This is a genomic window from Streptomyces sp. NPDC059866, from assembly GCF_042731325.1.
Classification (GTDB): Bacteria; Actinomycetota; Actinomycetes; order Streptomycetales; family Streptomycetaceae; genus Streptomyces; species Streptomyces flavusporus.
This window is the reverse complement of record NZ_JBHWJT010000035.1, coordinates 20,605-41,465: the sequence shown is the minus strand read 5'-3', so window position 1 is coordinate 41,465 and position 20,861 is coordinate 20,605. Positions and strand designations below refer to the sequence as shown.

Annotated in this window: 21 protein-coding genes and 2 pseudogenes; 7 read left to right on the top strand and 16 right to left on the bottom strand. The window is 71.8% G+C overall.

Going from position 1 to position 20,861, the window contains the following annotated elements:
* Positions 1-2,520, bottom strand: a complete 2,520-nt coding sequence (locus ACFV7R_RS37850) for a SpoIIE family protein phosphatase (protein ID WP_385272328.1) — start codon at positions 2,518-2,520, stop codon at positions 1-3.
* Positions 2,521-2,798: 278 nt separating this feature from the next.
* On the opposite strand from ACFV7R_RS37850, the gene ACFV7R_RS37845 reads away from it, so the two are divergent.
* Positions 2,799-3,782 (top strand): alpha/beta fold hydrolase, encoded by a 984-nt coding sequence (locus ACFV7R_RS37845; RefSeq protein ID WP_385272325.1) that lies wholly within the window; start codon positions 2,799-2,801, stop codon positions 3,780-3,782.
* Positions 3,783-3,798: 16 nt separating this feature from the next.
* Here the strand turns inward: ACFV7R_RS37845 and ACFV7R_RS37840 are convergent, their stop codons facing one another.
* A complete protein-coding gene (locus tag ACFV7R_RS37840) occupies positions 3,799-4,461 on the bottom strand; it encodes a lipoprotein (RefSeq protein ID WP_385272322.1) in 663 nt (220 codons plus the stop codon).
* Between the two features lie 43 nt (positions 4,462-4,504).
* Positions 4,505-4,663 (bottom strand): annotated as a pseudogene (locus ACFV7R_RS37835) (fructosamine kinase family protein); the annotation flags it as partial.
* Between the two features lie 341 nt (positions 4,664-5,004).
* Here ACFV7R_RS37835 and ACFV7R_RS37830 point away from each other — a divergent pair.
* Entirely contained in the window at positions 5,005-5,640 is a 636-nt protein-coding gene (locus ACFV7R_RS37830; protein WP_385272319.1) for a class I SAM-dependent methyltransferase, read from the top strand.
* Between the two features lie 26 nt (positions 5,641-5,666).
* On the opposite strand, the gene ACFV7R_RS37825 is transcribed toward ACFV7R_RS37830, so the two are convergent.
* Both ACFV7R_RS37825 and ACFV7R_RS37820 read right to left on the bottom strand, forming a co-directional pair.
* On the bottom strand, positions 5,667-6,662 hold the full coding sequence (locus ACFV7R_RS37825) for an aldo/keto reductase (protein ID WP_385272316.1): 996 nt from the start codon (positions 6,660-6,662) through the stop codon (positions 5,667-5,669).
* Between the two features lie 6 nt (positions 6,663-6,668).
* Complete coding sequence (locus tag ACFV7R_RS37820; RefSeq protein WP_385272313.1) at positions 6,669-7,508, bottom strand: alpha/beta fold hydrolase; 840 nt, start codon at positions 7,506-7,508, stop codon at positions 6,669-6,671.
* 46 nt (positions 7,509-7,554) lie between these two features.
* On the opposite strand from ACFV7R_RS37820, the pseudogene ACFV7R_RS37815 reads away from it, so the two are divergent.
* Positions 7,555-7,663 (top strand): annotated as a pseudogene (locus ACFV7R_RS37815) (Rieske 2Fe-2S domain-containing protein); the annotation flags it as partial.
* A 95-nt stretch (positions 7,664-7,758) separates the two neighbouring features.
* Positions 7,759-7,935 carry a CsbD family protein gene (locus ACFV7R_RS37810; protein WP_129797846.1) on the top strand — a complete coding sequence of 59 codons (177 nt, stop codon included), beginning with the start codon at positions 7,759-7,761 and terminating at the stop codon, positions 7,933-7,935.
* Positions 7,936-7,998: 63 nt separating this feature from the next.
* Here ACFV7R_RS37810 and ACFV7R_RS37805 read toward each other — a convergent pair whose 3' ends face one another.
* From ACFV7R_RS37805 to ACFV7R_RS37770, 8 genes are all read right to left on the bottom strand, one after another.
* Positions 7,999-8,736 (bottom strand): D-Ala-D-Ala carboxypeptidase family metallohydrolase, encoded by a 738-nt coding sequence (locus ACFV7R_RS37805; protein WP_385272310.1) that lies wholly within the window; start codon positions 8,734-8,736, stop codon positions 7,999-8,001.
* Between the two features lie 145 nt (positions 8,737-8,881).
* Complete coding sequence (locus ACFV7R_RS37800; protein WP_385272307.1) at positions 8,882-9,022, bottom strand: hypothetical protein; 141 nt, start codon at positions 9,020-9,022, stop codon at positions 8,882-8,884.
* Between the two features lie 37 nt (positions 9,023-9,059).
* Entirely contained in the window at positions 9,060-10,133 is a 1,074-nt protein-coding gene (locus tag ACFV7R_RS37795) for an AMP-binding protein (protein ID WP_385272304.1), read from the bottom strand.
* A 35-nt stretch (positions 10,134-10,168) separates the two neighbouring features.
* On the bottom strand, positions 10,169-11,728 hold the full coding sequence (locus tag ACFV7R_RS37790; RefSeq protein ID WP_385272301.1) for an APC family permease: 1,560 nt from the start codon (positions 11,726-11,728) through the stop codon (positions 10,169-10,171).
* A gap of 295 nt (positions 11,729-12,023) precedes the next feature.
* Complete coding sequence (locus ACFV7R_RS37785) at positions 12,024-13,397, bottom strand: trypsin-like serine protease (RefSeq protein WP_385272299.1); 1,374 nt, start codon at positions 13,395-13,397, stop codon at positions 12,024-12,026.
* Positions 13,398-13,657: 260 nt separating this feature from the next.
* A complete protein-coding gene (locus ACFV7R_RS37780; protein WP_385272296.1) occupies positions 13,658-14,401 on the bottom strand; it encodes a metallophosphoesterase in 744 nt (247 codons plus the stop codon).
* Positions 14,398-14,685, bottom strand: coding sequence for a BON domain-containing protein (locus ACFV7R_RS37775; protein WP_385272293.1), 288 nt, complete (start codon positions 14,683-14,685; stop codon positions 14,398-14,400). Before ACFV7R_RS37775 ends, ACFV7R_RS37780 begins: the two co-directional genes overlap by 4 nt.
* Positions 14,669-15,364, bottom strand: a complete 696-nt coding sequence (locus ACFV7R_RS37770; RefSeq protein ID WP_385272290.1) for a nucleotidyltransferase family protein — start codon at positions 15,362-15,364, stop codon at positions 14,669-14,671. The genes ACFV7R_RS37775 and ACFV7R_RS37770 overlap by 17 nt, the downstream gene beginning before the upstream one ends.
* Before the next feature lie 233 nt (positions 15,365-15,597).
* Here ACFV7R_RS37770 and ACFV7R_RS37765 point away from each other — a divergent pair, with 233 nt between their 5' ends.
* The 3 genes from ACFV7R_RS37765 (at position 15,598) to ACFV7R_RS37755 (ending at position 19,583) form a co-directional block, all read left to right on the top strand.
* Complete coding sequence (locus tag ACFV7R_RS37765) at positions 15,598-17,295, top strand: hypothetical protein (RefSeq protein ID WP_385272287.1); 1,698 nt, start codon at positions 15,598-15,600, stop codon at positions 17,293-17,295.
* A 148-nt stretch (positions 17,296-17,443) separates the two neighbouring features.
* Positions 17,444-18,505, top strand: a complete 1,062-nt coding sequence (locus ACFV7R_RS37760; RefSeq protein ID WP_385272284.1) for a nitrous oxide reductase family maturation protein NosD — start codon at positions 17,444-17,446, stop codon at positions 18,503-18,505.
* Positions 18,506-18,554: 49 nt separating this feature from the next.
* Positions 18,555-19,583: a methyltransferase gene (locus ACFV7R_RS37755; RefSeq protein WP_129797854.1), complete on the top strand. Its 1,029-nt coding sequence runs from the start codon at positions 18,555-18,557 to the stop codon at positions 19,581-19,583.
* A 184-nt stretch (positions 19,584-19,767) separates the two neighbouring features.
* On the opposite strand, the gene ACFV7R_RS37750 is transcribed toward ACFV7R_RS37755, so the two are convergent.
* The 3 genes from ACFV7R_RS37750 to ACFV7R_RS37740 are packed head-to-tail and all read right to left on the bottom strand — an operon-like array spanning position 19,768 to position 20,856.
* Positions 19,768-20,100, bottom strand: a complete 333-nt coding sequence (locus tag ACFV7R_RS37750) for a TcmI family type II polyketide cyclase (protein ID WP_385272279.1) — start codon at positions 20,098-20,100, stop codon at positions 19,768-19,770.
* Positions 20,101-20,120: 20 nt separating this feature from the next.
* The gene (locus ACFV7R_RS37745; protein ID WP_129797856.1) at positions 20,121-20,597 is read right to left on the bottom strand and encodes an SRPBCC family protein; all 477 of its coding nucleotides are present in this window, start codon (positions 20,595-20,597) and stop codon (positions 20,121-20,123) included.
* A 1-nt stretch (position 20,598) separates the two neighbouring features.
* Positions 20,599-20,856 carry an acyl carrier protein gene (locus ACFV7R_RS37740; protein ID WP_129797857.1) on the bottom strand — a complete coding sequence of 86 codons (258 nt, stop codon included), beginning with the start codon at positions 20,854-20,856 and terminating at the stop codon, positions 20,599-20,601.
* Positions 20,857-20,861: the final 5 nt, after the last annotated feature.

Genomic DNA, 20,861 nt, shown 5'->3' with positions numbered 1-20,861 from the left:
TCAGTATGAGGGCCCGGTGCGGCGGGCCGCCAGCAGCAGCGCGATGTCGTCGTGCCGGTCGACGGCATGCCGGGCCGTGACGGTGAGCCGCTCCACGACGGCCGCCAGCGGGCGGCCGCCCGGCCGCCCGGCCGTTGCGCCCGCCCTGGCCAGGGCCACCCGCAGCGCGGTGATCCCCTCGTCGATGTCGCAGCCGGGCCGCTCGACGAGACCGTCCGTGTACAGCGCCAGCACGGCGCCGGGATCCATCGGCAGCTCCGTCACCGGATACCGGGCGAGCGGATCCACTCCGAGTACGACCCCGCCGGGGAGGTCCAGGACGTGCGTGCGGCCGTCCGCGTACCGCAACAGGGGCGGCGGATGACCGGCGCGGGCGACCCGGGCCAGGCCGGTGACGGGGTCGAGGCGCACGTAGCAGCAGGTCGCGAACTGGCTCGGCTCCAGGTCGATGAGCAGGTGATTGGTGCTGCTCATGACCTCGTCGGGCGGCCGGTCGTCGAGTGCGAACGCCCGCACCGCACTGCGCAGCTGGCCCATGGTGGCGGCCGCCTGCACACCGTGTCCCTGGACGTCGCCGATCACCAGGGCGATGCCGTCCCCGGCCTCGACGACGTCGTACCAGTCCCCGCCCACGTCCATGCCCTGGGTACCGGGCAGATAGCGGCCCGCCGTCTCCACCCTGGGGTGGTCGGGCAGCTGCCGGGGCAGCAGGGCCCGCTGGAGCCCGCGGGCCAGCGCGGCCTCCGTCTCGTAGCGCTGCGCCTTCTCCATGGCGTGCGCGATCAGCCCGGCGAGCGCGGTCAGGACGGTGCGCTCCTCGGTGCTGAAGCTGCGGGGCCGGTCGAAGCCGAGGATGCAGGAGCCGACCGGCCGTCCGGAGGCGATCAGCGGGAGGAAGGCGCGGGCTCCCTCGGTCGCGTCGAGGGGGATGCCGGGGTAGGCGGCCGACAGCGCCTGCATCGAGTCGAAGAAGAGCGGCTGGCCGGTGGTCAGTGTCTCGACGCCGGGCAGCCGGGCGCTGAGGCTCACGCCCTCGAACGGTGCGAGGAACCCCGGCGGGAACCCGGTCTCCCAGGCCAGGTAGAGATGCCGTTCCTGCAGCAGGTAGATGGCGAGCCGACGGCCGCCGAACGCGGGCAGCAGCTCCTGCATGACCACTGCGGAGACCTGCCGGGCGGTGGCCGCCTCGGTCAGGGCGATGGCGAGGACGATCGGCCGGTGGACCGGTGAGCTGGCGGCCACTTCGGCGTCGGAGGCGTCGGCGGACGCCGGCGTGGGCGCCGGCGCTGCGGGAGCCTCCGTCCCCCGGTTCGCCGGGGCGACGGTGCAGGTCAGGATGTCCGGGCCCGGATGGACGGACACGGCCAGCCAGTCACCGCCGTTTCGATCGTGCGGCTCTTCTGCACGGCCGGACCGCCGGACGTGGAAGTGCACCGGGTCGGGAGACAGCAGGGCCGCGCGCAGATGGTCCTCGCAGGCCGCCTCGCCGAGCCACGGCACACCCTCCCACAGGGGCCGGCCGAGGAACCGCGCCCGCGGCTCGCCGAGGAGTTCGGCGGCACGCGGATTGGCGTAGCCGATCAGTCCCAGCCGGTCCAGGCAGAAGACACCCTGGGGGAGCTGGTCGGCCGCGGCGTCGGCCATCGAGGCCGCGTCGAGCACGATCCCGCCGACGGGGTACGGAGCACCGGCGGCGGGCCTGCGGTCGGTGACGTCCGGGTTCCACAGTTCCACCAGCCGTGGCGTGCCGTCGGAGGTGTGCAGGTGCACAGGTGCGGGCGGCGGCCCGCCACGGGACGCCTGGCACAGCAGCTCCAGGAAGCGATCCGCCTCGCCCGGGGCCACGGCCCCGGTCAGGATCGCGGCGGGGCCGGGCAGGCCCTCGGCCGGCAGCCGCAGCAGGGCCCGCGCGGCATCGTCCGCGGTGACGACGTCGGTTGCCGGGTCCCAGGTGAAACGCCCGATCCGGACCGGCGCCAGCCGGGTGCCGGGCGGCCGTACGCACAGCGGCTCGTCGTCCCACACGAGCGGTTCCCCGTCCTCCTCCAGGCGCCGCACGGCCACCCCCAGATCCTCGGCCAGCTCCGCCAGACGGTCCCGTTCGGCCAGCACCTCGGTGGCGTCCGAGGCGGCCGACCGCAGCACGGTCAGCACGCCGTAGGGTCCCTCCTTCCCCGGGACGGGCACACAGATCGTCCCCATGGGGAACGGCAGACCGGCCGCGAACTGGGGGTAGCGGCGCATGGCCTCCGTGACATTCGGCAGCACCACCTGCACGCCCAGCCGATAGGCGTCGGCGACCGGGAACCGGCGGTGCGCGTGCAGCCGCCACCAGGGCCGGTACAGGCGCCCGGGCAGCCCCATCAGCACGGCCAGCCGCAGAACACCGGGAGCGCCGGAGGACAGGTAGATCCCCGCGGCGCGCCCGTCGGTGGCGCGGATCGCCTCGGCCGCGGCGTCGGCCAGCAGCGTGGCCAGCCGTCCGGGCTCTGCGTTCCGGCCCTCGACGCTCCCAGTCATCGGCCCTACCTCGTCCGTGCGCGCCGTCGCGCAGACGACACAGCAAGAATGCGCCACGACGACCCCTGCCCGCACCCGGGCGGGCGCGAACGCGGGAGCGTACGGAATGCGATGCCACAACGACCCCGTCCCGTCAGGGCGTTTTGCCGGAACGGCAACGGGCCTCGCCCCTGTGCCGGCGACGGCCGGATGATCGAGGAACACCGGCGGACGGGCACGGGGCCGCGTCCCCCTCTCCGCCGACGCCGGACGACCTGCTCACCGTTTCGGGAGGAACCATGCCGCACCTGTCCGCCGACGGCCTCGCCCACCGTCTGGTGCCCTCACCCGCCGGCCGGATCCATCTGGTGGAACAGGGCAGCGGACCGCTGGTGCTGCTCGTGCACGGGTTCCCCGAGGGCTGGTACTCCTGGCGTCACCAGCTGCCCGCCCTGGCGGCGGCCGGCCACCGAGCGGTGGCGATCGACGTCCGCGGCTACGGCCGCTCCTCCCGGCCGGACCCCGTGGACGCCTACCGGATGCTGGAGCTGGTGGCGGACAACGTGGCCGTGCTGGAGGCCCTGGGCGAGCGGTCCGCCGTGATCGTCGGGCACGACTGGGGCGCGACCATCGCCGCCACCTCCGCGCTGCTCAGGCCCGATGTGTTCCGCGCCGCCGGACTGCTCGGTGTGCCCTACAGCCCGCCCGGTGGGCCGAAGCCGAGCGACGTCTTCGCCGCCATGGGCGGGACGGAGGAGTTCTACGTCTCCTACTTCCAGCAGCCCGGCCGGGCCGAGGCGGAGATCGAGCCCGACGTACGCGGCTGGCTGGCCGGCTTCTACGCCGCCCTGTCCGCCGACACCATGCCGGATCCCGGCGCTCCCGACCCGCACTTCGTCGGACCCGGCGGCCGGCTGCGCGACCGGTTCCCGGCCGAGCGGCTTCCCCACTGGCTCGAAGAGCACGAACTCGACGTCCTCGCCGGGGAGTTCGAGCGCACCGGTCTGAGCGGTGCGCTCAACCGGTACCGGAACATGGACCGGGACTGGGCGGACCTCGCCGGCCAGCACGGCGCGCCCCTCACCCAGCCCTCCCTGTTCGTCGGCGGAGCCAGGGACGCCTCCGTCACCTGGCTCGCCGACGCGATCGAGGCGTTCCCCGACACACTGCCCGGCCTGGTCGCCTCGCATCTCCTCGACGACTGCGGCCACTGGGTCCAGCAGGAACGCCCCGAGCAGGTCAACCGGATCCTCACGGACTGGCTCGCCGGGCTCGCCGGCTGACGCCTCGGGGCGCCCCTCAGGAACCGTGCAGGGTGCGCTTGGCGAGTTCGTACGCCGGGAGCATCGCCTCGTGCTCCTCGGTGTCCATCCCACCGAGGTGCAGAACGACCGGGCCGTCCGGGGTGGTGACGGCGAGCGCGCGCTCCTTCTTGGTCTCCTCCAGCAGTTCGCTGGTGCAGAGGTACTCCACTTCGGCGCCGGTGAGACCGCCCGCCTCGAAGGAGCTGTACTTCTCCTTGCTCACCCCGTCCTCGGCTGCGACGAAGGCTTCGAGGACGGTGCGCGCGTCGTCGTCGCCCGGCTCGCCGGTCCAGACACGGAGGAAGCCGATGTTCCCGGCGGGCTTGGCGTCCACCTCGCAGGCGGCGGTGACCGGGCCCTGCCGGAGGAGGGCGTCGGCCAGTTCCTCCGCCGCCCCGCCGGCAGCGGCGTCGACGGACTCCGCCGCCCAGTCCTCGGCGATGTCGAACGTCACCGGCAGCTCGCAGGCCGATCCCTCGGCGCCGATGGTGCCGCCGCTCCTGGCGACATCGCCGCTGCCGTTGCCGCCGGCCGCGTCCGCCGACGCCGACGTGCTCGCGGGGGCCTCGTCCTCCCCGTCCGCGCAGCCCGCCAACAGCCCTGCCACCAACGCCACGTGGACCAGCCCCCGCCACGCGTTCCCCGCCCCGACCTGCACCGCACCGTCTCCTCTCGGTTGAGGCGGGTCACTGTATCCCTTGTCACCGTGCCGGAGCCGACCGCGCCGTCTCCACCGCCTGCATGGCGTAGGTCCGGCCGAACAGGACGGTGTGGACGAGGAGGGGGAAGAGCTGGTGGAGGCCGATACGGTCCCGCCGACCCTCCGCGAGCGGGGCCGTTTCCTGGTAGCCGTCGAGCACCTGCAGCCGGCGCAGCCCGGCGGCCTCGGCCCCCGCGCCTCCCGGCGCGTCCCGGCGTTTCACGATCACCGTCTGCCCGCCGACGAGGGAAACCTCGGCGAGCGTGCCGGACAGCGCACGGACACCGGTCGCTTCACGCCCGGTGATCCTCGTCGCCGCCGTGTCGGGTCCTTCGCGCACGGCGGCCACGGTACGACAGCATGCGGCGGTCCGGAGAGAGCCGGACTTTGCCGTATCGGCAAAGCCGGTTGTCGCCGGAGCGGCGGTGATCCAGGCTCGGTCACGAGGGGGCCGAACCCGGCATACGGCGCCCCTGACCGAGCAGACGACCAGGAGGCACCATGCCCGAACTCCCCGCGCCCACCCAGCCCGCAGAGTTCTGGGAGACCCGCTACCGCGACACCGACCGTGTCTGGAGCGGCCGCCCGAACCAGCTGCTCGTGCGAGAGGCCGCCGGCCTGAAGCCGGGCCGCGCCCTCGACCTCGGATGCGGCGAGGGCGGGGACGCCATCTGGCTGGCGTCCCGCGGCTGGCACGTCACCGGCGTCGACATCTCGGTCACCGCCCTCGAACGCGCCGCCCTGCACGCCGCCGGCGCAGGAGTCGGCGACCGCACCGGTTGGGAACGCCACGAGCTCGGCGAGACCTTCCCCGAGGGCTCCTTCGACCTCGTGAACGCCCAGTACCTGCAGTCCCCGGTGGGGCTGGACCAGGAGTGGATCCTGCGGCGCGCCGCCGACGCGGTCACGGACAAAGGCACGCTGCTGATCGTCATGCACGGCGGCTGGCCGTCCTGGCAGACCGAGCCGCCCTTCGACGCCGTCTTCCCCACGCTCGACGGGGTGCTGGCCGAACTGGCACTGCCCGACGGGGAGTGGGCCGTCGAGACGGCGGAGACGGTACGACGTACGAACGTCTCCCCGGACGGCCGGGAAGGCTTCCGGGACGACCACGTGTGGCGGTTCCGTCGACTCTAGTGCTCTAGTGCTCTAGTGCCGCGGCCCTAGCCGCCGGGCGTGGGCGCGTGCTCGGGGAGGAGGCCGGTTGCCTTGACGGCCCGCCAGAAAACCGGCGGCACCGGGTGGTTGAAGAAGTCCACGCTGCCGGTCACCTCGTCGGGCGAGCGTGCACCGACCACCACACTCGTGACGGCGGGATGCCCGAGCGGGAACTGCACCGCCGCCGCCAGCAGCGGCACGTCGAACGCCCGGCACACCGCCGCCCAGGCCCGCACCCGCCACAGGAGCCGCCGCGGAACGGCCCCGTACCCGTGCAGCGCCCCAGGACGGGGGTCGGCGAGCAGTCCGCCCTGGTACACACCCGCCGCCATGACCGCGACGCCCCGCTCGGCGCACAACGGCAGCAACTCGTCCAGGCCGGACTGATCGAGCAGGGTGTAGCGGCCGGCCAGCAGCACGCAGTCGGGCCCGGGCGGAGCGGCCTCGCGCAGGAAACGCACGGCCACGGGCGCATGGTTGACGCCGATCGACACCGCCCCGACGGTGCCCGCGTCCCGCAGGTCGGCCAGCGCACGGTAGGCCTCGCGCACGGCGGTCGGGAAGTCCTCGTCGGGATCATGGACGTGCACCACGTCGACCCGGTCGAGCCGCAGCCGCGCCAGGCTCTCCTCCATGCAGCGCAGGACCCCGGCGTACGAGTAGTCCAGCCGGGGCCCCAGACCGGGCGGAGGGTCCGCCCAGATCGGCTGGGTGTCGGGCCCTCCCGGCTCGATGAGGCGCCCCACCTTCGTGCACAGGACGTACGCCTCGCGCGGCCGGTTCGCCAGCGCCGCCCCGGTGCGGGACTCCGAGCGCCCGTACCCGTACACGGGCGCCGTGTCGTACAGCCGTATCCCGGCCTCCCAGGCCGTGTCGATCACCGTGGCCGCCGTGTCCTGCGAGACCGGGGCGAAGAGCCCGCCCACCGATGCCAGCCCCAGCCCCACCCGGCTGACCCGCAGCCCGGTGCGGCCCAGTGGCACCAGGTCATCCGCCCGCACGGCAGCTCACCTCAGAAACTCCGTGACGATTCCCACGAACCGCCCTCCGTCGTCAAGCCACGGAAAGTGTCCGGCCCCGGACTGGACGACCAGCTCGGCACCCGGAAACAACCCCTGGAACTCGGCCATGGCCCGCCGCGGGGCCGTCAGATCGACCTCCCCGGCGAGCAGCAGCACCGGCGACCCGAACCGTGCGAGTGCCGCACGTGTGGCTGCCGGATCGAAGGCGCCTTCCCCAGCGTAGGCCGCCGCGGCCCGAGCGTTGCGCTGCGCCTCCTCGGCGGCCCGATGCGCCCGGGCCGTTTCGTCCCAGCGGCCGTAGTAGAACGGCGCGATGTCCTGCCACGAGGCGGGGGTCGCCTGTCCGGCGACGATTGTCTCCAGCGCCGCGAACGCCTCCGGAAACCACGGCTCCGCCCGGCGCAGCTGAGCCGCAGCCCGCCGGTCGTCGCCGGTGACCGGGATCCCGGCGGCGATGACGCTCGGAGTGACCAGCACGAGCCGGCCGACGCGTTCCGGGTGGCGGGCCAGATACAGCGCCGCCAGATTGGCGCCGGCCGAATGCGCCAGCAGATCCATCCGCTGCAGGCCGAGGTGCTCGCGCAGTGCCTCCACGTCGTCGATCTGCCGGTCGCAGCGGTAGGAGCCGGGATCCCCGGGCTCCGCCGAGTCGCCGGTACCCCGGAGATCCAGCATGATCAGCCTGCGGTGCGCCGCCAGCCCGCCCAGGTCCCCGAGGTACGCGGAGGCCTGCATGGGGCCGCCGGGCAGACAGACCAGGGGAGGGCCGTCGCCGAGGACGTGGTGGGCGAGCTCGGTTCCGTCGTACGCGGAGAAGGCGGGCATGGCCGCGACCCTGTCACCGTCGTCCGGCCGCGGCAACTCGCTTTTCCGGGCCGAACAGGCCTGGGAGTGCCCCGTGCCACGGCTCGCGCTTCGCCCCCGGCGGGCAGGTCCTCCGGGGCCCGGCCGTGCGGCCCCTGGAGCCGCGGGACATCTGACGGCCCACCGACGGGCCGGCGTGTTTGGGTGTCGCGTTCCGGGCCACACGGTGCAGTGACATCGGAAAGTCGCTGGTGACTTGGAGTGAACCACTGTGGCGCGAGAGCAGAAGGCCAAGTCCAAGATGGAACAGGCCAAAGGGAAGGCCAAGGAGGCGATCGGCCGCGCAGTCGGCAACGAGCGCATGACGGCCGAAGGCAAGGCGGAGCAGGCCAAGGGCGATGCGCGCCAGGCGAAGGAGAAGGGCAAGGACGTCTTCCGGCACGGATGAGTGCACGGCCGTCGGCGGGTTCCCCTGTGCTGTCGGGGAACCCGCCGCTCGTTCACGTTCGGCTCAGATACCGCAGGTGGGCGCCGACCAGTACTGGTCGGCGCGGTGGTCGACGTGCGTGTGGTCGTTGTGGCCGGGGTAGCCGGGGCCGAGGATGCCCCGGAAGCCGTGGTTGCGGGCCTGCTTGGCGAGGGTGCACAGGGAGTGCGGTCCGGCCCCGAGGTCGACGGCGTCGCCGTACAGATGACGGCTGTTGCTCGCGCCGCCCACGGCGCTGTTGCAGGCGTAGGACCTGAAGCCGCTGGTCACGGTGATCGGCTGGTCGCCCAGCGCGTGCCGCATGGCTTCCAGCTTCCACATGCTGCGCAGCGCGTTGGACTTGGCGGTCGCCGCGCTGACCGCGCCGCCGGACCAGGTGCTGTTGCAGTCGTTCAACTCGCTGTAGGAGAAGTGGATCGGGGTGCAGTCGTCGTCCTGCAGGGCGTACAGCTTGTTGAAGGTGTTCGGGCCCGCGACGCCGTCGGCCGTGAGGCCGTACGCCGACTGGAAGCGCTTGAGGGCGGCCGCCGTGGCCGGGCCGAAGTCGCCGTCGGCGGCCAGGACGGAACCGTAGCCCGGATAGCCGCCGAGCCGGATCTGCAGCTGGGTGACATCGGCGCCCGAGGAGCCCTGCGAGAGTGTGCGGCTCCAGGTGTAGCAGCCGTCGGCGTGCGCGGTGCCCGCCGTCGCGAGCGTGCCCGCGCAGGCGCCAGCCATGATCATGACAAGAGTGAGGACGAGTCTGACGGTGCGTGTGTACATACGGCCTCCATGCCGGGGGAGACGTGAGGTGGTGCCGAGCGTGAAGGGATCTGTGACGCGCGTCAACCATGCGGGACGCCCTCGCTTGCCCGCAAGGCCGCGATCAGGCAGTTGCCCGGACGGTCACCGCCTGTTGACACGCCGTTCAGCGACAGGCGCGCGGGCCGCGGGCCATCCGGGTGTACGCGCCGAGCGCGGCCATCGCCATGTCGTCGACGGCGGCGTCGAACTGTTCGCTCAGTTCCAGGGGGAGGCGGGCAGCCAGGGCTCCGCTGAAGTCCGACACCGGTCACACCCAGGCGGCCGCCGGGTCGGCGGGGTCATCAAGTCCGTCCTCGCCATGCGGCACGGCAGGCTGCCCCGCACTCTGCACGCGGACGAGCCGTCACCCCGGGTGGACCGGTCGTCCGGTTCCGTGCGGCTGCTGACACGCGAACAGGGGTGGCGCCCGGTGGAGGGGTGTCCGCCTTCGGAATCAGGGGGACCAACGCGCACGTGGTCGTGGAGGAGGCCGAGGTTCCCCCGGGCTCCGGCGGGGAACCGGCACGAGCCGTCCCGCCGTTGCTGCCGTCCGGCGCGAGCCCGAAGGCGCTGGGTGACCAGGCCCGGCGGACCGCGGCGCTGCTGCGCGCCCGGCCCGAACTGTCCCTGCCGGACACGGCGTTCTCCCTGGCGACGACGCGTGCCGGCGCACCGGCGACGACGGTGAACGGCTGCCCGCCGGGCGGCCGGGTCAGCGCCTCGGCCGTGCTCGCACCCCGCTCCAGGAGATACGCGCCCGCCCCCACGGACACCACACCCAGCAGGCACAGCGAGTGGGCGTAGCAGTGATGCATCGGCAGCGGCCACAGCAGACGGTCCCGCTGCTCCAGTCCCCACAACGGCACGTACGCGGCCGTCACCGACCACAGGGCGGTGCGCTGGCTGGAGAGCACGCCCTTGCGTTCGCCGGTGGTGCCGGAGGTGCAGAGGATCCAGGCCGGCTCGTCCAGCCCGAGGTCGTCCCTGGGCGGCAGTCCCGGATCCGTACCGGCCAGTTCCTCGAACCCCACCGCCCCCGCGTGCGCGGCGTCCGCCCCCACGACCACGATCCGAAGCCCGCGTCTCAGTGCCGTGAGCCGGGCGATCCGCGGCAGGGCGTCGGCCTCGGTGACGATCGCGACCGCACCGCTGTCGTCGAGGAAGTACGCCAACTCCGCGTCCGTCGCCTGCTGGTCCAGCGGCACCCCGACCGCCCCGGCCCGCAGCACGCCCGGACAGCTCTCCACCAGCTCGACCCGATTGCCGCGATGCAACGCCACCCGGTCACCGCGGCGCACGCCCAGCCGTGCCAGATGCCCCGCGAACCACGCGGTCCGCCGCTCCAGTCCGGGATAGCCGACACTTCGCCGGGCCACAGGTGCTTTCCCGGCCGACGTCAGGCCCCCGGCGGTCAGTCCTGCGCGACCAGCGCCGGCGTCGACCTCGTCAGCACCTCGCCGCGGAAGAAGGCGGGGCTGCGCCGCCTCATCACCGCCATGATCACCAGGCCCAGGGCCAGCAGCCCCACGCCGATGACGAACACCGACCCCACCCCCAGCACGGACGACCCGCTGCCGTACGCCGGGTCCCACATGTCGACGAGGGTCTTGGCGAACACGGCCGCCAGCAGCACCCCGCCGACCACCGGGAACAGCCCCTTGAACAGCAGGTCCCGCCCGGACCGCAGCAGCTCCGCCCGGAAGTACCAGACGCAGGCGAAGGCCGTCAGGGCGTAGTAGAAGCAGATCATCAGGCCGAGCGCGTAGATCGTGTCCACCAGTACGTGCTCACTGACCAGCGTCATCACGGTGTAGAACACCGCTGTCGCGACCCCGGCGGTGACCGTGGCGCGCCCCGGTGTACGAAAGCGCGGATGGACCCGGGCGTACGACGCCGGCAGTGCCTCGTACGTCGACATGGCCAGCACCGTACGGGCCACCGGGATGAACGTGGTCTGCAGACTGGCCGCGGCCGAGGCGAGCACGGCGAGGAACAGCAGGATGCCGAGCGCCGGACCCATCACCGGGCCGGCCAGTGCGGCGAAGACGTTGTCGGAGGTCTCGGGGTTGGCCAGCCCGAGCCCCTGGTCGCCGGAGCCGACCACCATCTGCGCGGCCACTCCTGTGGCGAGGTACGACCCGACCAGTACCACCATGGCGATCAGCGCCGCCCGGCCGGGGGTGCGGCTGCTGCCGCTGGTCTCCTCGTTGGCGGTCAGACAGGCGTCCCAGCCCCAGTACATGAAGATCGACAGCGACAGTCCGGCGGTGAACGCGGCGAACGACTGGACGGCGAACGGGTTCAGCCACGACCACGAGAACTCGGCCGACGTCGGGAACTCGGGGCTCCCCGCCTTCCCGAAGGCCATCACCACGAACACACCCAGCACTACCAGCTGGAGCGCCACCAGGGCGTACTGCAGGACCTTCGTGGCGGTCATACCGCGGTAACTGATCACCGTCGCGACCGCGATCAGCGCGAGACAGGTGACGATGTGGACGGCCTTGTTGTCGTCCAGCGCTGCGACGGCGTCACTGCCGGTGACCTCCCCCGCGAGCAGCCAGAAGTACGAGGTCGCCACGCCGGCCAGGTTCGACAGCACGATGATCGTCGCGATCACCAGGCCCCAGCCGCACATCCAGCCCACGCGCGGCCCGAAGGCCTTCACCGTCCAGGTGAACGAGGTGCCGGAGTCCGGCATGTCCTTGTTCAGCTCGCGATAGGCGAAGGCGACGAGCAGCATCGGTAGGAACCCGGCAAGGAACACGGCGGGCATCTGCACCCCCACCTCGCCCGCGGTCGAACCGAGCGTCGAGGTCAGGCAGTACACGGGCGCCACGGTGGACACACCGATGACCGCGCTGCCCATCAGGCCGACGGAGTTCCCCCTCAGGCCCTTGGCGCGCATGCCCCCGGCAGGGGCGGTGTCGCCTGTGTCTCCGGCTCCGGGCCGTGCGTCCAGCTGAGTCATGAGCAGGACGTTAAATCCTGCGGTTTCCGTGGAAACTCTGCGTGACTTTCAGTGAGCACGGCCTGTCGTAGGCCAATGATCGATGGCTCATCGCATGTCAGCCCTGTGATTATTAGGTCATGCGCTGGTGTCGCCCGGCATATCCAAAGCCTGCTGCGGGTTGTCCGATATTCGGTAATCGCAGCGACGGGTGATGTGCGGCGGTGAATTCTTTCCGTGTGATCTGCGCCACGCAGCGGGCACCGGCCGCGGGCGTGAGGGCCGCGGCCGGTGCCGGAGAGTCCCGGCGGAGGCGTCAGAGGCGCTGCCACAGCGCGGGGGTCGCCGCAGGCGTCCAGGAGCCCTGCGCCTGGTGGGTCTGCAGGCACTGGTAACGCACTCCGTTGTGGTTCACCGTGGCCCCGACGCCGTAGACGCGCCCCAAGGCCCAGCCGTCGGCGCCGCCGTCCTGCGGGGCGGGCGTCGCCGTCGTGTCGGAAGCCGTCCTGAGGGTGAGGCCGAAGTCGCTGAGCAGCGGGTTGACGGGCTGGTAGTAGGTCGTCCCACCGCTCGTGCAGTCGCCCGTCCCGCCGGACGTGATCCCCTGCGCCTGGGCGCCCGCGAGGTACGGGCCGCCGGAGTCGCCCGGCTCGGCGCACACCGTCGTCCGGGTCAGGCCGTTCACGACGCCCTCGGGGTACCTGACGCTCGTGCCGTGCTGCTGGATGGTGCCGCAGTGCCAGCCACTGGTCGAACCGGAGCGGCACACCGACGCCCCGACCAGCGCCTCGACCGAACCGGCGACCTGCACACGCTGGCTCGACTCGCCCCTGACGTCGGCGGTCGCGGTCCAGTCGGAGTTCACGCCCACCCACGCCATGTCCTTGCCAGGGAACGTCGAGGCCTCGAAGGTGCCCTGGTCGGCCTGGTTGAAGCCGGTCGTCGTGTCGCCGGCCGTGCCGCAGTGACCGGCGGTGGCAAAGCCCTGCTGCTCGTCCCTGGTGACGGAGAGGCCGACGGAGCAGCGAACCGATCCGTCGATGTAGTAGGGGTCGCCGCCGACGACGTCCTCCAGCAGACGCGGCCGGTCCGCCGACACCCGAACGGCGACGCGCTTGCCCGCGAGGCCGGCGGCCTTGACGAAGGCGGCCGCGGACGACCGGGTGCGAGCCTCGACCACGACCCGGTTGCCCGGGACGTCGACGTACCAGAGCGGCGTGTCGGCGGTCGCGCCACGGGGGGCCGCCGCGTCCAGCTTCTTCTTGACGGCCGTCAGGCCGGCCAGGGACTCCTTGACGACCATGGCCCTCGCGCCCTGCCCCTGGATGGCGGCCACGTCCGCGCCGTCGGTGGTCGCGACGGTGAGCTCCTGGGATGTCGTACCGCTCACCCAGGCGCCGGCGAAACGCTTGCCCAGCGCGTTGCGCAGACGCCCCGCGCGGCTTCCGGCCTCCGCCTCGTTCACCAACCGCTCCTCCGCCTGGGCGGGCGTCAGCTCGAGGTCCCGCTGGAGCGCGCGGAGCACCTGCGCCGACGGCCTGTCGGCCCCCACTGTCTGGGCCGCCGTGGGAAGGGATCCCGGCGCGGGCGGCGGCTCGGCCCCCGCGGCCGAGCAGATCCCGCTCAGAACCAGCGCGCCGAGGGCGATCAGGGTCGCGCGGCGTGCTGCCGGGGCATGTCTGTGGACCATGCGAATGGTTCCTTCCAGTCCGATACGGGTGAAGCTGCCATGAGGCGAGGGCTTGCCTGGAAGGACCGAACCAATGTCAGGGACGCGGGGCTTTCGCGCTTTGGTGAGGGAAAGGGGCGCCAAGTGCAGTACGCGCCGGGAGATCAGGGACGCCGAAGCGGCGCGGGGCAGGAGCGAGCTGTCCCGCCATCACCCTTCGTGCGGTCCTGCGCAGACCGAGGGAGGCGGGGAGGGGGTGCTCACCCGGCGGCTTCCCTCGCTCAACCAGTCGTCAGCCGCTCGGGCACCGGCACGTGGTAGACGTGAAAGGCGCGGCCGATGACGGGTTGCGCGACATTGCGCACCCTGACGCCGCCGCTCGTCATGCCGTGCTCCGTCCCCGCATGCGCGTGCCCGTGCACCGCGAGGTCCGCGCCCGCGGTGTCGATGGCCTCGGCCAGCAGATAGCTGCCCAGGAACGGGTAGATCTCCAGGGGCTCACCGGCCAGCGTCTCCGGCACGGGGGAGAAGTGCGTCAGGGCGACCCGTACGTCACAGCCCTCCGCGTCCAGCCGCTCCAGAGCCGCACGCAGACCGTCGGCGAGGCGGCGCGAGTGCCTGACGAACTCCTTCATGAGCGGCTCGCCGAACTCACCGGCACTGCGCCCCACGAAACCCCCGCCGAACCCCTTGGTGCCGGCCACCCCGACGCGGGCCTCGCCGACGCTCACGACCGTGGCCTGCCCCTCCAGCACCCGGGCGCCGGCGTCCTGGAGGATGGCCGTGACCTCGTCCGGACGTTCGTCGTGGTGATCGTGGTTGCCCAGGACGGCGACGACGGGGACACCGAGGCCCTCGACCTCCCGGGCCACCACCCGGGCCTCCTGCGGGGTCCCGTGGCGGGTGAGGTCCCCGGCCAGCAGCAGGACGTCGGCGCAGTCGGGCAGGGTGTCGAACGCCGGACGCAGCAGGCCCTGGCTGTCCGGACCCATGTGGATGTCCCCGACGGCTGCGATCCGGATCATGTGAGGTCCTCCGCGTGGTCGGGTGAGGAGGTGTCGGTGACCACGAGGTCGCAGTGCACCACCAGCCCGGCCAGCTCCTCCCGGACGATGCGTCGGATGTCGTCCCGGCAGCGGGCGGACGGAACACAGCCGGTGACCAGCACGGCATCTCCGCGCGCCTCGACCCGCACGCCCAGCTCACCGAGGGGCCCGCCGGCCAGGCGGTCACGGAGGTGGGCGACGCGGTAGTCCAGGTGCTGAGCCCCCGGGGCGCCGGATACGCCCCGGTCACCGGGATGCGTCATGGCTGCTCCCGTGGTGCGGAGTGATCACGTCGAGGCGTTCCAGGAGGAAGAGGAAGGCGGCGGCCATGGCGGAGTCCCCGCTGTCGCGCCGTACCCGCTCCCAGTCCACCTTCTCGCGCAGCGCCCGGGCGATGGGCAGCACCGCGCCGAAGTCGCAGTGGTGCTCGGAGAACGCGGCCAGCAGGCTGGCCAGCAGGTCGGTCGGGGCCAGGACCGGCATGCGCACCGAATCGACCGGGATCTCCTGCGCTCTGTCGAGCATGTCCGTCGTCACGCGCCGGTGCGCCAGCTGGAAGATGATGTCGATGTGCTGCCCGAAACAGGTGGTCTTGAGCAGCCAGTCCTCGGGCGGGGAGCAGACCGTCAGGCCGGCCTTCTCCAACGTGGCCGCGACGGCGTCGGCGTCCTCGGGCCTGATGCAGAAATCGGCGTCGTGCTGGAGGTTCTCGCCGGCCCCGTGGGCGTAGGCGGCCACGCTTCCCGCCAGGGCGAAATCGTGTCCGCCCTGTTTCAGCAGCGCGCCGACCTGCTTGGTCGCCTCGAGAATGGCCTGGTTGCGGTCGCGCGGCAGTTCCGGCTCTCCCACCTCGGGGTGCAGCCGGCGCGGCTGCGCCGCCTGAGGGAGATCGGGAATCCCGACGCGTGGGGCGAGCGTCGCGTCATCACCGTTCTGCGTCATGACCACTCCAACCACCGCACCGATCCCTCCGCAGCCCACCCGCACCGGGCGCTGCGACGTCCCGCGCTGTGCCCTGTGTACCCGACGTGCGCCGTTCGACACGGCGACGCCCACCGTGGTCACACGCAGGTCGGCCCAGGGGAGCCAGGGCCGTTCCGCCCAAAAGATCGCAACTAGGCTGGTACGGGTATGCATCCCTCGTCGCACGGCGGTCGCGGACGGAGGACGGACGCATGGACTACTACGACCTCGGCACCCACAGCCGCCGCGTGACGACCTCGTCGCCCGAAGCCCAGCTGTGGTTCGACCGCGGGCTGGCCTGGACGTACGCCTTCAACCACGAGGAGGGCGTCTCCTGCTTCGAGGCCGCGGCCGCGGCGGACCCCGACTGCGCCATGGCCCACTGGGGCATCGCCTACGCGCTCGGCCCCAACTACAACAAGCCCTGGGAGGCCTTCGACGGCGAGGACCTGGCACGCAGCGTCGACCGCGCCCACGCCGCCGTGGAACTCGCCCACGAAAAGACGGCGGCCGGCGCCACCCCCGTCGAACGCGCCCTGGTCGAGTCGTTGCGTGCCCGCTACCCGCAGGCGAGTCCCGCCGAGGACTGCACGGTGTGGAACGAGCCCTACGCCGACGCCGTGCGCGCCGTGCACGCACTCGACCCCGACGACCTCGACCTCACCACCCTCTACGCCGACGCCCTGATGAATCTCACGCCCTGGCAGCTGTGGGACATCCGCACCGGCGAGCCCGCCGAAGGCGCCCGCACGCTCGATGCCAAGGCCGTCCTCGAGCTCGCGCTGGCCACCGAGGACGGGGCCCGGCATCCGGGCGTGCTGCACATGTACATCCACCTCATGGAGATGTCCCCGACGCCCGAGGCGGCGCTGCCCGTCGCGGACCGGCTGCGCGGCCTGGTGCCCGACGCCGGCCACCTCCAGCACATGCCCACCCACCTGGACGTGCTGTGCGGCGACTACCGGCGCGTCGTGTCCGACAACAGCGACGCCATCGCCGCCGACGAGAAATACCGCGCGCGGGCCGGGGCGATGAACTTCTACACCCTGTACCGCTCGCACAACTACCACTTCAAGATCTACGGCGCGATGTTCCTCGGCCAGTCCCGGACCGCCCTTAAGACCGCCGTCGAACTCGAGTCGACCATCACGCAGGACCTGCTGCGCGTGCAGAGCCCGCCCATGGCCGACTGGCTGGAGGGCTTTCTCGCGATGCGGGTCCATGTGCTGATCCGATTCGGCCACTGGGCGGACATCCTGGACCTGCCCCTGCCCGCCGACCCGCAGCTCTACAGCGTGACGACCGCGATGCTGCGCTACGCCCGCGGCGTGGCCCTCTCGGCGACCGGCCGGATCGCCGAGGCCGAGGCCGAACGCGCACTGTTCCGCGAGGCGCTGGCCGGTGTCCCGGACACGCGCATGCTGTTCAACAACACCTGCGCCGACATCCTCGCCGTCGCCTCGGCGATGCTCGACGGTGAACTGGAGTACCGCAAGGGCAACCACGACGCCGCCTTCACCGCGCTGGAGCGGGCGATCGAACTCGACGACAGCCTCCCCTACGACGAGCCGTGGGGTTGGATGCAGCCCACCCGGCACGCCTACGGCGCCCTGCTCCTCGAACAGGGACGCGTCGCCGAGGCGGAGTCGGTCTACCGGGCCGACCTGGGCCTCGACGACACCCTGCCGCGCCCCTTGCAACACCCGGGGAACGTGTGGGCCCTGCACGGCTTCCACGAGTGCCTGGTCCGCCTCGGGAAAGTGGGGGAGGCGCAGATCGTGGCCCAGCAGCTGAAGCTGGCCGCCGCCATGGCGGACGTACCGATCGAGGCGTCCTGCTTCTGCCGCCTGGAACGCGCCTTCGACGCCACCGGCCCGGCCGACTGCTGCGCACGCCTCGATCACGGATGAATGCGGGCAGGCGTCGGGCGCGGCAAGGGTCCGCACGTCACAGGTGCGTACGGCATTGCCCAAATCGGCGGCCGACAGCGAGGCATGACACGCCGTCGGACGGACGATCCGCCCGGTTTGCGGAGACTTGGGGCTTATTGTACGGCATATGATCAAAAGCCATATTGCCTACCTGGCGTGCACTGCAGCAATCGTCGGGACCGGTCTTGGTGCCGCTTCGCCCTCGTCTTCCGGGGATTCGATCCATGTGGTCGTCGAGGGCGAATCGATCCAGAAGGCGGTGGACGCCGCCGAGCCGGGCGACACCGTTCTCGTGACCCCCGGCACCTACCGCGAGAGCGTCAAGGTGACCACGCCCGGGCTGACCCTGCGCGGTGCGGGACGGGGCACAGTGATCAAACCGGGCACGACGAAGACCGCCAACAGCTGCGCCGCGGCCGGCAACGGCATCTGCGTGGTGGGGACGAAGGCCCGCAAGCTCGAGGACGTCACGGTGTCCTCCCTGACCGTGACCGGCTTCGCCAAGAGCGGTGTGTCGGCGTTCGGGACGGACAGGCTGACCGTCCGGAACGTGACGGCCGTGAAGAACGGGGTGTGGGGCATCGCCCAGGAGCAGTCGGTCCGCGGCCTGTTCCGGGGGAACACCGCCCGTGACAACGGCGACGCGGGTCTGTTCCTCGCCAACTCGGTCACGGCCGAGGAAGGCGCCGCGGACACCCGGGGCACCGTGGTGGAGTACAACCGGCTGGAAGGCAACCGGATCGGCGTCACCGTCCGGCGCCTGCGCAACCTCAGCGTCGAGGGCAATCACATCACCGGCAACTGCGCGGGACTGTTCGTCGTCGGTGACGAGAACAAGCCCAGGGCCGGTGACCTGGCCGTGCGCGAGAACCACGTCGTGGAGAACAACAAGTACTGCCCCAAGACCGCACGGCTGCCCTTCCTGCAGGGCTCCGGCATCGTCCTGACCGGCGCCGAGAAGACCCTGGTGACGGGGAACGTGATCAAGGACAACGCCGGCACCTCCCCGCTGTCGGGCGGCATCGTCCTGTTCCAGAGCCTCGTGGGTGTCAAGAGCGAGAAGAACCGGATCAGCGACAACGAGCTGGAGGGCAACGCGCCGGCCGACCTCGTCAACACGGACACCGGCAAGGGCAACACCTTCGAGAACAACTCCTGCTGGGCGTCCAAGCCCGCGGGACTGTGCTGACCGGCCGGCTGCCGTCCCCCGTGGACCCAGGAAGGAAGGAAGGCGGCACATGACAACCGCAGAGACTGCTCCACCGCCGTCCATGCGGCTGAGGGAGCTGGTGTTCGGGGCGGCATGTGCCGCTGCCCTCCGGGCGGCCGCCCGGCTGGGAGTCGCCGACGCCCTCGGTGACGGCCCCATGGCCGTGGAGGACCTCGCAGCCGCGGTGAAGACCGAACCCCAGCCGCTGCGACGGCTGTTGCGGGCCCTGTCCTGCTACGGCATCTTCGCCGAGCAGCAGGACGGCACGTTCGCGCACACCGACATGTCCCGGCTGCTGCGCGAGGACGATCCGCACAGCCTGCGCTACATCACGCTGTGGTGCACCGAACCGTGGACCTGGGACGCGTGGCCGAAGCTGGACGAGGCGGTGCGCACCGGCCGGAACGTCGTGGAGGACCTGTACGGAAAGGAGTTCTTCGAGTACCTCAACGAGGACGCCCCCGAGTCCGCCGTCGTCTTCAACCGCGCCATGACGACCTCGAGCATGCAGTCCGCCCGGGACGTCGCCCAGTTCCTCGATCTGTTGGGGAGTTCTTCGCTCGCCGACATCGGGGGTGGTCAGGGGCATGTCCTGGCGAGCCTGCTGGAGAAGTACCCGTCGGTCCAGGGTGCCCTGCTCGACCTGCCGCGCGTGGTGGAGAACGCCGACCCACGGCTGCGTCCGGGAGGAGCGCTCGCGGACCGGGTGCGCATCGTGCCCGGCGACTGCCGGGTGGCCGTCCCGGTCCGGGCCGATGTGTACATCATCAAGAACATCCTGGAGTGGGACGACGACAGCACCGCCCGGACCCTGCGCAACGTCATCGAGGCCGGCGGCCCCGGGGCACGGGTCGTGGTCATCGAGAACCTCGTCGACGACACGCCTTCGATGCGCTTCAGCACCGCGATGGACCTGCTGCTGCTCCTCAACGTCGGCGGGGCGAAGCACACCAGGGACAGCATGGTCCGCCGGCTGACCGACGCGGGGCTGGTCATCGACGACGTCCGTCAGGTCAACCCCTACCTGCACGCGTTCGACTGCACCGTGCCCGGCTGATCACCCCGGACGCGCTCCGCAGACCACCGGCCCCGGGGCCCCCGCCCGCACGGGCCCGGCGGCGGGGGCCGCGGGGGCGGGCGCCAGCGGGGGGAGCGCCCCCCCCGGGGGGAGCAACCCCCCCACCCGCCCGCCCCGGCCCCGGCCACACGGGGGGCCCCGGGGCCGGTGGCCGAGTGGCCGTTCAGACGGTGGAGTCCCGCTCCCAGCGGTAGAAGCAACGCGCCATCGCGTCCTTCGGTGAACGCCAGGTCGCGGGATCGTACGCGGTGACGTACGCGGACAGCCGCTCGCTGATGTCACGGAATTCGGGACGCCCGGCCACCTTGGCGATGGCGGGTGCGGGGTCCCGTTCGGCCTCGATGAGGTGCAGGTACACGTCATCGAACTGGAAGAGACTGCGCCGGGAGACGCCCACGAGGTGGGGGAGCTCTCCTCGGTCCGACTCCTCGAACACCTTGGCGATGTCCGGGGCCGACCCGGGCGCCATGCGGGCGACGATCAGGGTGTGGTGCATCGTGCTGTCTTCCGTTCGGCTCAGTCGGTCAGGGTCGGCACACGCCGGCGTTCCCCGGCCTGCTCGATGCGGTCCCGGATCAAGGCCATCTGGACCTTGGAGTTCCGGTTGATGTTGTCCGTCATCCAGGCGTCGTCGACCGGTGCGTCGGGCTTCATCTCGAAGTCCTGCGTCCACACCATCCGGGTGCCCTCGGGCACTTCCTCGTACTGCCACCGGATGTTCATGTACGCGAAGGGCCCGGTCTCGACGCGGCGGGCCTTGACGCTGAGCGTGTCGCGGTCCGTCTCCCGTTCCGAGACCCAGCTCCACACGGTGCCGTTGTCGTCGGGGTGCATGGTCAGCCGGAAGGTGGTCTTGTTCCCCTCCGTGGACAGGATCTCCGCGGAGGCGTACTCGCTGAACAGCTGTGGCCAGCTCTCCACGTCGTTGGTCATGTCCCAGACCAGGTCCACCGGCGCGGCGATGGTGATCTCGTTCTGTGTGTGTCCGGCCATGTCACGCTCCTGTCATGAGGGCACTGTTGACGAGGTCGAGGAACTGCCGTGGGGTCTTGCTGCGCTCCGCGTCGGGAGGCATCGGCGTGCCGTACCGGTTCTCCAACTCGCCCACGATGCCCAGCAGTCCGAGCGAGTCGATGCCGAGGGCGTCGAAGCCGGAGTTGTACTGCTGCTGGAGATCCTCCGGGACAACGGTGATCCCGGCGGCCTTCTTCATCAGCTCGGCCAGCTCTTCCACGGTGATGCGGTCACTCATGCGGT

Excerpts from the sequence above, each read along its gene's own strand:
- ACFV7R_RS37845 (WP_385272325.1), top strand. The coding sequence starts at position 2,799 with ATGCCGCACCTGTCCGCCGACGGCCTCGCCCACCGTCTGGTGCCCTCA.
- ACFV7R_RS37765 (WP_385272287.1), top strand. The coding sequence starts at position 15,598 with ATGGACTACTACGACCTCGGCACCCACAGCCGCCGCGTGACGACCTCG.
- ACFV7R_RS37820 (WP_385272313.1), bottom strand. The coding sequence starts at position 7,508 with ATGCCCGCCTTCTCCGCGTACGACGGAACCGAGCTCGCCCACCACGTC.
- ACFV7R_RS37850 (WP_385272328.1), bottom strand. The coding sequence starts at position 2,520 with ATGACTGGGAGCGTCGAGGGCCGGAACGCAGAGCCCGGACGGCTGGCC.
- ACFV7R_RS37745 (WP_129797856.1), bottom strand. The coding sequence starts at position 20,597 with ATGGCCGGACACACACAGAACGAGATCACCATCGCCGCGCCGGTGGAC.
- ACFV7R_RS37785 (WP_385272299.1), bottom strand. The coding sequence starts at position 13,397 with ATGGTCCACAGACATGCCCCGGCAGCACGCCGCGCGACCCTGATCGCC.
- ACFV7R_RS37760 (WP_385272284.1), top strand. The coding sequence starts at position 17,444 with ATGATCAAAAGCCATATTGCCTACCTGGCGTGCACTGCAGCAATCGTC.
- ACFV7R_RS37755 (WP_129797854.1), top strand. The coding sequence starts at position 18,555 with ATGACAACCGCAGAGACTGCTCCACCGCCGTCCATGCGGCTGAGGGAG.
- ACFV7R_RS37790 (WP_385272301.1), bottom strand. The coding sequence starts at position 11,728 with ATGACTCAGCTGGACGCACGGCCCGGAGCCGGAGACACAGGCGACACC.
- ACFV7R_RS37775 (WP_385272293.1), bottom strand. The coding sequence starts at position 14,685 with ATGACGCATCCCGGTGACCGGGGCGTATCCGGCGCCCCGGGGGCTCAG.
- ACFV7R_RS37770 (WP_385272290.1), bottom strand. The coding sequence starts at position 15,364 with ATGACGCAGAACGGTGATGACGCGACGCTCGCCCCACGCGTCGGGATT.
- ACFV7R_RS37830 (WP_385272319.1), top strand. The coding sequence starts at position 5,005 with ATGCCCGAACTCCCCGCGCCCACCCAGCCCGCAGAGTTCTGGGAGACC.
- ACFV7R_RS37740 (WP_129797857.1), bottom strand. The coding sequence starts at position 20,856 with ATGAGTGACCGCATCACCGTGGAAGAGCTGGCCGAGCTGATGAAGAAG.
- ACFV7R_RS37780 (WP_385272296.1), bottom strand. The coding sequence starts at position 14,401 with ATGATCCGGATCGCAGCCGTCGGGGACATCCACATGGGTCCGGACAGC.
- ACFV7R_RS37805 (WP_385272310.1), bottom strand. The coding sequence starts at position 8,736 with ATGTACACACGCACCGTCAGACTCGTCCTCACTCTTGTCATGATCATG.
- ACFV7R_RS37750 (WP_385272279.1), bottom strand. The coding sequence starts at position 20,100 with ATGCACCACACCCTGATCGTCGCCCGCATGGCGCCCGGGTCGGCCCCG.